8 protein-coding genes are annotated in these 9,180 nt (G+C 76.8%); 7 read left to right on the top strand and 1 reads right to left on the bottom strand.

Features of this window, described 5'->3' with window-relative positions; genetic code table 11:
* The 4 genes from AC2CHG_RS14740 to AC2CHG_RS14725 all read left to right on the top strand — a co-directional run.
* The coding region (locus AC2CHG_RS14740) for a saccharopine dehydrogenase NADP-binding domain-containing protein (protein ID WP_484524943.1) at positions 1-1,083 on the top strand (1,083 nt) is incomplete at its 5' end.
* Positions 1,080-2,171 carry a Gfo/Idh/MocA family oxidoreductase gene (locus AC2CHG_RS14735; protein ID WP_357209594.1) on the top strand — a complete coding sequence of 364 codons (1,092 nt, stop codon included), beginning with the start codon at positions 1,080-1,082 and terminating at the stop codon, positions 2,169-2,171. The genes AC2CHG_RS14740 and AC2CHG_RS14735, both read left to right, overlap by 4 nt.
* A complete protein-coding gene (locus AC2CHG_RS14730; RefSeq protein WP_484524942.1) occupies positions 2,168-2,923 on the top strand; it encodes a thioesterase II family protein in 756 nt (251 codons plus the stop codon). The genes AC2CHG_RS14735 and AC2CHG_RS14730 overlap by 4 nt, the downstream gene beginning before the upstream one ends.
* On the top strand, positions 2,881-4,272 hold the full coding sequence (locus AC2CHG_RS14725) for a serine hydroxymethyltransferase (protein ID WP_484524941.1): 1,392 nt from the start codon (positions 2,881-2,883) through the stop codon (positions 4,270-4,272). Before AC2CHG_RS14730 ends, AC2CHG_RS14725 begins: the two co-directional genes overlap by 43 nt.
* On the opposite strand, the gene AC2CHG_RS14720 is transcribed toward AC2CHG_RS14725, so the two are convergent.
* Entirely contained in the window at positions 4,257-5,507 is a 1,251-nt protein-coding gene (locus AC2CHG_RS14720) for a cytochrome P450 (RefSeq protein ID WP_484524940.1), read from the bottom strand. The genes AC2CHG_RS14725 and AC2CHG_RS14720 overlap by 16 nt on opposite strands.
* 88 nt (positions 5,508-5,595) lie before the next feature.
* Between AC2CHG_RS14720 and AC2CHG_RS14715 the strand changes: the two genes are divergently transcribed.
* The 3 genes from AC2CHG_RS14715 to AC2CHG_RS14705 all read left to right on the top strand — a co-directional run bounded on the left by AC2CHG_RS14715 (position 5,596) and on the right by AC2CHG_RS14705 (position 9,165).
* The gene (locus AC2CHG_RS14715) at positions 5,596-6,783 is read left to right on the top strand and encodes a glycosyltransferase (RefSeq protein ID WP_484524939.1); all 1,188 of its coding nucleotides are present in this window, start codon (positions 5,596-5,598) and stop codon (positions 6,781-6,783) included.
* Between the two features lie 64 nt (positions 6,784-6,847).
* A complete protein-coding gene (locus AC2CHG_RS14710; RefSeq protein ID WP_357209599.1) occupies positions 6,848-7,732 on the top strand; it encodes an NAD-dependent epimerase/dehydratase family protein in 885 nt (294 codons plus the stop codon).
* Positions 7,733-7,746: 14 nt separating this feature from the next.
* Entirely contained in the window at positions 7,747-9,165 is a 1,419-nt protein-coding gene (locus AC2CHG_RS14705) for an aldehyde dehydrogenase family protein (protein WP_357209600.1), read from the top strand.
* Positions 9,166-9,180: the final 15 nt, after the last annotated feature.

Genomic DNA, 9,180 nt, shown 5'->3' with positions numbered 1-9,180 from the left:
CGGCTGCACCGCGACGGCGTCGGCCCGCTGCGCGTCGGCGGCCGGAACCCCGACCGGGCCGCGGCGCTGGTCCGCGACCGGCTCGGCGGCGCCGGGGAGGCGGTCGCTGTCGACGTGTACGACAGGGACTCGCTGGCCCGCTTCTGCGCCGGCTGCCGGCTCGTCGTCTGCGCGGGCGGCGCGTCGCACCAGGTGCTCGACCGGGTGGCGGTGGCCGCTCTGGCCGCCGGCGCGGACTACGTGGACGCCGGCGGGGACGAGCCGTTGTACGACCGCCTCGCCGGGCGCGACCTCGCCGCGCAGGGCCGGATCGCGCTCGTCACCGCCGGGATGATGCCGGGACTCAGCGGGCTGCTGCCCCGCTGGCTGGCGGCGCGGGGCGTGACCCGGCCCCGGCGCCTGGTCGCCCACCTCGGCGTGATGGACAGGCTCACCCCGGCCGGCGCGGTCGACTACCTGCTCAGCCTGCACGACCGCGAGCGGGAGTCGCGCGCCGTGTGGATCGGCGGCCGGCCGGTCGCCCGCGCCGCCGAACCACAGGTGGACGCGCTGGTGCCGTTCTTTCCCAACCCGGTCGGCGTGCACCCGTACCTCGGCTACGAGGCGCGCCGGCTCGGCGCCGGACTCGGCCTGGACGAGGTCCGCTGGAACTCCGTCTTCGACGGCGGCGCCGCGATGATGGCCACGCTGGGCCGCCTCCAGGGGGCGATGGCCGGGCAGAGCGACCTGACCCGGGCCGCCGCCGAGCTGGCCCGCGCCGCCGACCTGGACATGTTCTCGCGCCGCCCGTACCAGCTGATGCTGCTGGAGCTGTCCGGCGCGGACGCCGCGGGCGATCCGGTCACCCGGACCGTGCTGGCCCGCTCGACCGACACGTCCGCCCTCACCGGCACGGTCCTGGCGCTGGCCGCGCGGCAGGTGCTGGACGGGCTGGTGAAGCCGGGGACGCACTTCGCGGCCGAGGGCCTGCACCCGGAGCGGCTGGTCGAGGCGCTGCTGCGCACCGGCGCGCTCACCGCGTTCGAGACGTTCGACGTACCAGCCGCCGAGGCGGCGTCGGCGGTCGAGGAGGGCGCGTTGTGACAGGGCCCCGGGTGGTCGTCGCCGGCACCGGGTTCGGCCGGGTCTACCTGGCCGGCGTCGCCGACCCGGCGTTCCCGTTCGAGCTGGCCGGCGTGCTCGCCCGTGGCAGCGAGCGGTCCCGGGCCTGCGCCGAACGCTACGGCGTGCCGCTGTGGACCCGGGTGGCGGACCTGCCCGGCGACGTGGACGCGGCCTGCGTGGTGGTGGGTTCCGCGCCCACCGGCGGGCCCGGCGCCCGGCTCGCGGTCGAGCTGATGCGCCGGGGCGTGCACGTGCTCCAGGAGCACCCGGTGCACCCGGGGGAGCTGGCGGAGTGCCTGCGCCAGGCCCGCGCCTCCGGGGTGCGGTACCGGCTCAACAGCCACCACGTCCACGTGGCCGCGGTACGCCGTTTCATCGCCGCGGTACGCGACCTCGCGGCCCGGCAGGAACTGCTGTTCGTCGACGCGGCCACCAGCGTGCAGGTGCTCTACACGCTGTTCGACGTGCTCGGCGAGGCGCTGCCCCGGCTGCGTCCGTGGACGTTCGCCCCGCCGGTCACGCCGCCCGGCGTACCGCCGGCCGAGGCGCCGTTCCACAGCCTCGCCGGTGTGCTCGGCGGCGTGCCGGTCACGCTGCGGGTGCAGCACCACCTCGACCCACGCGAGCCGGACAACCACGCCCACCTGTGGCACCGGATCACCGTCGGCACCGAGGGCGGCACGCTGACGCTGGTCAGCAGCAACGGGCCGGTGCTGTGGTGCCCCCGGCCGCACCTGCCGCCGACGGACGGGCTGGCCGGGTTCGACGAGCTGGCCGACGCGCACCTGAGCTACGGCGTCGCGGAGGCGGTCGGTCCGGCGACCGCGCCGACGTTCGCGGAGGTCTTCACACGACAGTGGCCGGCGGCGGTCCAGACCGCCCTGACGGGATTGTGGGACGCGGTGACCGACGGCGAGGATCCGATGACCAGAGGCCAGTACCATCTCACGCTCGGCCGGCTCACCCAGGACGTGCTCGATCTGCTCGGGCCGATGCACCTGGTCCGGCGGGACACCCCCACGGTGCTGTCCGCGCGGCACCTGTCCGCGGGACCGGAGGCGGCATGACCCCGCTGACCCGCTGCCTCCAGCGGTACGCCGCGCCCGCCGCGCCGGCCACGCGGCTCGTCTGCTTCCCGCACGCCGGGGGCGGGGCGAGCGGCTTCCGGCAGTGGGCCGGGCACCTGCCCGGCGGGGTGGAACTGCTGGCCGTGCAGTACCCGGGCCGGGAGGAGCGCATCGCCGAGCCGCCCGCCACCGACCTGTGCCGCCTCGCCGCCGAGGTGGCGCACGCGCTCGCCGGCCTCGACCCGGCGCCCACCGTCCTGTTCGGGCACAGCCTCGGCGCGGCTGTCGCGTTCGAGACCGCCCGCCGCCTGCCGTCGCCGGTGCTGCTCGTCGTGTCCGGCCGGCAGGCGCCGGTGGACCCGGGCCGCTCGGTGCACCTGATGAGCGGCGACGAGCTGTGGCAGGACGTGGCCCGCTCCGGCGGTACCCGGCAGGAGGTGCTCGACAGCGACGAGTTGCGGGCGCTGCTGCTGCCGGTGCTGCGGGCCGACTACCGGCTCAGCGAGACCTACCGGCCGGCGCCGCTGCCGCTGCTGACCTGCCCGGTGCTGGCCTGCTCCGGCGACCGCGACCCGGAGGTCGACCCGGCCGCCGTGGACGGCTGGCGGTCGGTGACCACCGGGGCGTTCACCGCCCGGCTGTTCCCCGGCGACCACTTCTACCTGGTGCCGCAGCGGGGCGCGCTGATCGCCGAGGTGCTGCGTACCGCGTGGTCACTGCCGGCCGCCGCGGCCTGGCCGTCGACGCCGTGACCAGCGAGGCGCTCACCGGCGCGCCGGACACCGGCACGACCGACCGGATCGCGGCGCTGTCCGCCGTCGCCGCCGCCGGGGGCGAGGGGTTCGCCCGGCTGGCCGCCGCCGATCCGGCGCTCGTGGCACTCGCCCACCGGCAGCGGGAGCGGCGGTGCCGGCAGCTCAACCTGGTCGCGGGGGCCAGCCCGACGCCGCCGGCCGTGCTGGCCGCCGGTGCGCTGGGCTTCGGCGCCGTCACCGCCGAGGGGTACCCGGGGCAGCGCTACCACTCCGGCGCCGAGACCGTCGACGCGGTGGAACGGCTCGCCCGGGCCCGCGCCGAGCTGCTGTTCGGTGCCGCGCACGCGAACGTGCAGCCGGCGTCCGGCTCGGCGGCGAACCTGGCCGTGCTCTACGGGCTGCTCGGGCCGGACGACACAGTGCTGTCGCTGGAGCTGAGCCACGGCGGGCACCTGTCGCACGTCTCCGGCGCGGCGAGCGTCTCCCGCCGGGTGCGGGCCCGGCACTACCGGGTCGGCCCGGACGGGCTGGTGGACACCGACGCGGTGGCCGCGCTGGTCCGCGAGGTCCGGCCCCGGCTGCTCATCTGCGGCGGCTCGGCCTGCCCCCGGGCGGTCGACTTCGCCGCGTTCCGCCGCGCCGCGGACGAGACCGGCGCGCTGCTGATGGCCGACGTCAGCCACGTCAGCGGCCTGGTCGCCACCGGGCTGCACCCGTCGCCGTTCGACCACTGCGACGTGGTGACCACGTCCACGTACAAGCAGTTGCGCGGCCCCCGGGGCGGGCTGGCCCTGCTCGGCGCCCGGTCCCGGGTCCGCGCCGCCGACCTGGACCGGGCGGTGTTCCCCGGCTTCCAGGGCACGCCCGACTTCGGTGCCATCGCCGGCAAGGCGGTCGCGCTGCGCCACGCGGCCCGGCCGGCGTTCGCCGCCGCGATGGGCCGGGTGGTGCGCTACGCCGGGCTGCTCGCCGACGCCCTCACCGGCCGGGGCGTACCGGTGCTGACCGGCGGCACCGACACCCACATGGTGCTCGTCGACCTGCGGCACGCCCCGGTGTCCGGCCGGTACGTCTGCGACGTGCTGGAGGCGCACGGTGTGCTCGCCAACCGCAATCCGGTGCCGGACGACCCGCGACCGGTCGGGCAGACAAGCGGGCTGCGGTTCGGCACCAACGACCTGGCGTTCCGGGACGTCGGCGACGACCTGGTGACCACTGTCGTGGCGGCCGTCGCCGGTGCCGTGGCGGAGCTGGCCGAGACCGGCGACCAGGCGCGCTGCCCGTCCCTGGCCGTACTGCCGGACCTGGTCGCCGAGGTCGCGTCGCGCGGCTACCGGGAGGAGTGAGGCGCCCGGTCGACGCGCAGCGGCAGCGCGGTCAGCGCCCGCAGGCTGAAGCTCGGCACCGCCCGGCGCGGCGCACCGGCGAGCGCCAGCCCGGGCCGGGCGCGCAGCAGCGCGGTGAGCGTCGCGGCCGTCTCCAGCCGCGCCAGGTAGCCGCCCACGCAGGCGTGCGCGCCCCGCCCGAAGCCGAGGTTGCGGTTCGCGCCGGGCCGGTCCACGTCGAGCCGGTCCGGGTCGGGGAAAGCCCGCTCGTCCCGGTTGGCGGAGCCGACGAGCAGCATCACCGGCTGCCCGGCCGGGATCGTGACGTCGCCGACCCGGTGCTCACCGGTGGTGACCCGGGTCGCGGTCTGCACCGGGCTGTCGTAGCGCAGCAGCTCGTCCACCGCGCCCGTCGTCAGCGCCGGGTCGACGCGGAGCCGGTCGAGCTGCTCCGGGTGCCGCAGCAGCGCCAGCATCCCGTTGCCGATCAGGCTCACCGTGTTGTGGTGCCCGACGATGAGCAGGAAGACGCCGTTCACCAGCAGCTCGGCGAGCGTCATCGTCCGCTCGGCGCGCTGCGCGGCCAGCCACCTGCTCATCAGGTCGCCGGTCGGCTCGCGCCGGCGGCGGGTCAGCAGCCGGCCGAAGTAGTCGCCCGCTTCCCGCGTCGCCTCGGCCGCCGCGTCCCGCTGCGCGTCGCTGAGCAGCGCGTCCGGGTCGGAGGCGGCGCCGAACGCGCGCGACCACCGCTCCAGCAGCGGCCAGTCCGCCCGGGGCAGCCCGAACAGGCGTCCGATCACCGCGATCGGCACCGGGTACGCGACGTCGGCGACGAGGTCGATCTCGCCCCGGTCCGGCAGCGCGCCCACCACCTCGGCGACGGCCGCGTCGATCGCCGGGCGCATGGCGTCCACCGCCTGCGGCACGAACTCGTGGCTCATCGCCGAGCGGATGCGCGGATGGTCCGGCGCGTCGAGCGCGTTGAGCGGCAGTGGGAACCGGGCGTCGATGCCCCGGGTACGGAAGTACTCGTCGTACGCGGTGAGCCGGCCCAGGTCGCAGCTCAGTCGCGGGTCGCGCAGCCCGGCGCGGACGTCGTCGTACCGGGACACCAGCCAGATGCCCGCGTTGGTGCGTACCGCCGGCGCCTCGTCGCGCAGCCGGCGCAGGAACGGGTACGGGTCGTCGGCGTACGCGGCGCCGGTGACGGTGGCGAGGAAGTCCGCCGCGATTCCGGGCGGGGAGGAGGTGGTCATCGGTGGCCTCCGTCGACTGTGGTGCCTGCGGATCGGCTGGGCGAGAATACCGGGGGCCAGGGCTCCGTCACCCATTATCCGGAGGTGGATGGCCCTCATGAAAGTCGTGGTGACCTGCCAGCCGGCGGTCGGGCACTTCCATGCGATCGCCCCGCTCGCGCTCGCCGCCCGGTCCGCCGGGCACGACGTCACGGTGGTCACCGGACGGGGTCTCGGCCCCTGGGTGACCCGGGCCGGGCTGGACGTGGTGGAGGTCGGCCCGGCGTGGCTGGCCGACGGGCCGAGGACGTCGGCGTTCGACGACGAGCGCCGGCGGCTGCGGCTGATGGCCATGGCCACCGCCGCGCTCATCCCGGGCATCGTCGAGGTGCTCCGGGACACCCGCGCCGACGTGCTGCTGCACGAGTCGCTGGAGTGGGCCGGGCCGCTCGCCGCCGACGCGGTGGGCGTGCCCTATGCGGCGCTCGGCCAGCTCCCGCGCCTGCCCCGGGCGGTCACGGCGCAGACGATGGGTGCGGGCTGGAGCCAGGCCCGCACCCGCCTCGGACTGCCCGCCGATCCGGGCATGGCGCGGCTCTACCCGTACCTCTACCTCGATGCGTACCTGCCGAGCATGCAGCCGCTGTCCGACGACCCGCTGCTCTGGTTCGGCGGACGGGCCGAGGACGAGGTGGTGCACCCGATCATGCCGCCGCTGTACCAGGTGGACGGCCCGGTGCCGGACTGGCTCACCGCGCCGGCCACACGGCCGCTGATCTACATGACCATGGGCACCGCGTTCAACCAGACGCCGCACCTGTTCCGCGCCGCCGCGCGGGGCCTGCGCGACGAGGACGTCGACGTGGTCATGACGCTCGGCTCCGGCGTCGACCTCGCCGCCACCGGCATCGACGCGCCGAACGTGCGGCTGGCCACGTACATCCCGCAGGACGAGGTGCTGCGCCGCACCGCCGTGGTGCTGCACCACGCCGGCTACCTGACCACAGTCGGCGCGCTGCGGCACGGCCTGCCGATGGTGGTCGTCCCGGTCGCCGTCGACCAGCCGTATCACGCCCACCGGCTCAGCGCGGCCGGGGTGGCGATCCGCATCGACGAGGCCGCGGCCACGCCGGAACGCATCCGCGACGCGGTGCGCGCCACCCTGGACGACGACCTCTACCGGCGCAACGCCGCCCGGCTCCAGGCGGAGATGGCCGGGATGCCCGGCGTGGAACGGGGCATCGAGCTGCTGGAGCGGCTGGCCGAGGAGCGCCGGCCGCTGCGCGCGGCCGCATAGGACGGATCCCGGCCGCGTACGCCCGCACCTGTTCGCGCGGCCACCTCGCAGAGAGGCGACAGCCATGCGCGTACCAGTGGAGACCGTCGACGCCGAGCCGGCGCCGCTCGGCCGGATCCTGCTCACCGGCGCGACCGGCCGGGTCGGTGCCCGGCTGCTGCCCCACCTCAAGCGGCTCGGCGGCGAGGCGCGCCTGCTGGTGTGGGGCCCCGGCCCGGGGCCGGGCGGCGGCCGGCTCGTCACCGGCGACCTGCGCGACCCGGCGGTGTGCCGCAGCGCGGTCGAGGGGGTCGACGCGGTGGTGCACATCGCGTCCGCGTTCGTCGGCCTGGACGGGCCGGGCGCCGAGGAGGTGAACCGGACCGCGACCGCGGCGCTGGCCCGCGCCGCGCTCGACGCCGGGGTGCGCCGGTTCGTGCAGATGAGCAGCTACCTGGTCTACGCGCCCGCCGGCGACCGGCCGGTACGCGAGGACGACCCGCTGCTGGAGTCGCCGGAGTCGTCGTTCCCGGCCGCGAAGCTCGGCGCGGAGGCGGCGCTGCGGCAGTTCACCGGTGGGGAGCTGGAGGTGTGCGTGCTGCGTGTCGCGTTCACCTACGGCGAGGGCGACCCGCATCTCGCCGACGCGCTGAGCTGGGCCGCGCACCGGCCGGACGACGAGCGGCTGCACCTGGTGCACCACGCCGACGTGCGGGCCGGCATCTTCGCCGCGCTGGGCAGCCCGGCCGCCGCCGGGCACACGTACAACCTGGCCGACGACGAGCCGGCCTCGGCGGCGTTGCTGCGCCCGCTGGCCGCGGAGTTCACCGCGCGCGGCGCCGGAGCCGGCGACGCGGAGGAGGGCGGCCCGCTGGGCTGCGTCGTGGACACCACCGCCGCCCGCCGGGACCTGGGCTTCCGGCCCGTCTACCCATCGATCGAGGACGCCCGCCGCGCGGGCCGCATGTGACGGAGGACGCCACCATGACCGCGACCGCTGAGCACGCCCCGGCGATGACGATCGGCGGCGTGGCCGAGGAGGCGGCCGCCGTCCTCCCGGTCGACAACCCGGCGACCGGCGCGCCGCTGGGCGCCGCCCCGGTCTGTTCCGGCCGGCAGCTCGACCGGGCGATGGACGCGGCGCTCGCCGCCGCCGGCGGCTGGGCCGCCGACGACGAGGCCCGGCGTGCCGCGCTGCTCGCCGCCGCGAAGGAGGTGTCGCGGGCCGCGTCCCGCCTCGGCGCCCTGGTCACCGCCGAGCAGGGCAAACCGGCGGCGATGGCGATCGCCGAGGCGTACGGCGCGGCCGGCGCGCTGCGCTACCACGCCGGACTCGACCTCGGCGCCGAGTTGCTGCGCGACGACCGGCGCGGGCACGTCGAGCTGGCCCGCCGCCCGCTGGGCGTGGTCGCCGCGATCACCCCGTGGAACTTCCCGGTCGCGATCGCCGCGGCCAAGCTGGCCCCGGCGCTGCGGGCCGGCAACACGGTCGTGCTCAAGCCCTCGCCGTACGCGCCGCTGGCCGTGCTGGAACTGGGGCGGCTGCTGGCGCCGCTGTTCCCGCCCGGCGTGGTGAACGTCGTGTCCGGCGGGGACGACCTCGGCGCGGCGATGGTCGCGCATCCGGTGCCGGCGCACGTGACGTTCACCGGGTCGGTGGCCGCCGGGCGCCGGGTCGCCGCCTCCGCCGGGGCCGGGCTCAAGCGGCTCACCCTCGAACTGGGCGGCAACGACCCGGCGATCCTGCTCGACGACGCCGACCCGGACGCGATCGCCGAGAAGCTGTTCTGGGAGGCGTTCGCCAACAGCGGGCAGGCGTGCATGCTGGTGAAACGGCTGTACGTGCCGGCGTCTCGGTACGGTCGCGTGGTCGACGCGCTGGCCGACCGGGCCCGGGCCACCCGGGTCGGCGACGGCGCGGTGAAGGGCACCGAGCTGGGGCCGCTCACCACCGGGGCGCAGTTGCGCCGGGTCACCGCGCTGGTCGAGGCGGCCACCGCCGGGGGAGCGCGGGTCGCGGCCGGTGGCGCGCCGCTGCCCGGCCCGGGACGGTTCTACGCTCCCACCGTTCTCGCCGGCGCCACCGACGACCTGGCGGTCGTGACGCAGGAGCAGTTCGGGCCGGTGCTGCCCGTGGTGCCGTACACCGATCTCGACGACGCGGTCCGGGCCGCGAACGCCGGCCCGTACGGGCTGGGCGCCTCGGTGTGGTCGGCGGACCCGCAGCGCGCCTGGGACGTCGCCGCGCGGCTGGACGCGGGCACGGTGTGGGTCAACTCGCACGCCGAACTGACCCCGGACCAGCCGTACGGCGGCCTGAAGTGCAGCGGGCTGGGCGTGGAGGGCGGTGTGGCCGGGCTGCACGGCTACACCGGCGCGCAGGTGCGTCACCGTCCCCGGTGAGCCGCCGTCCGGGCG

The sequence above is a fragment of the Micromonospora sp. ATLC20 genome (genome assembly GCF_057196585.1).
Note: the sequence above shows the minus strand (reverse complement) of the source record. Positions and strands in the feature narration are given on the sequence as shown.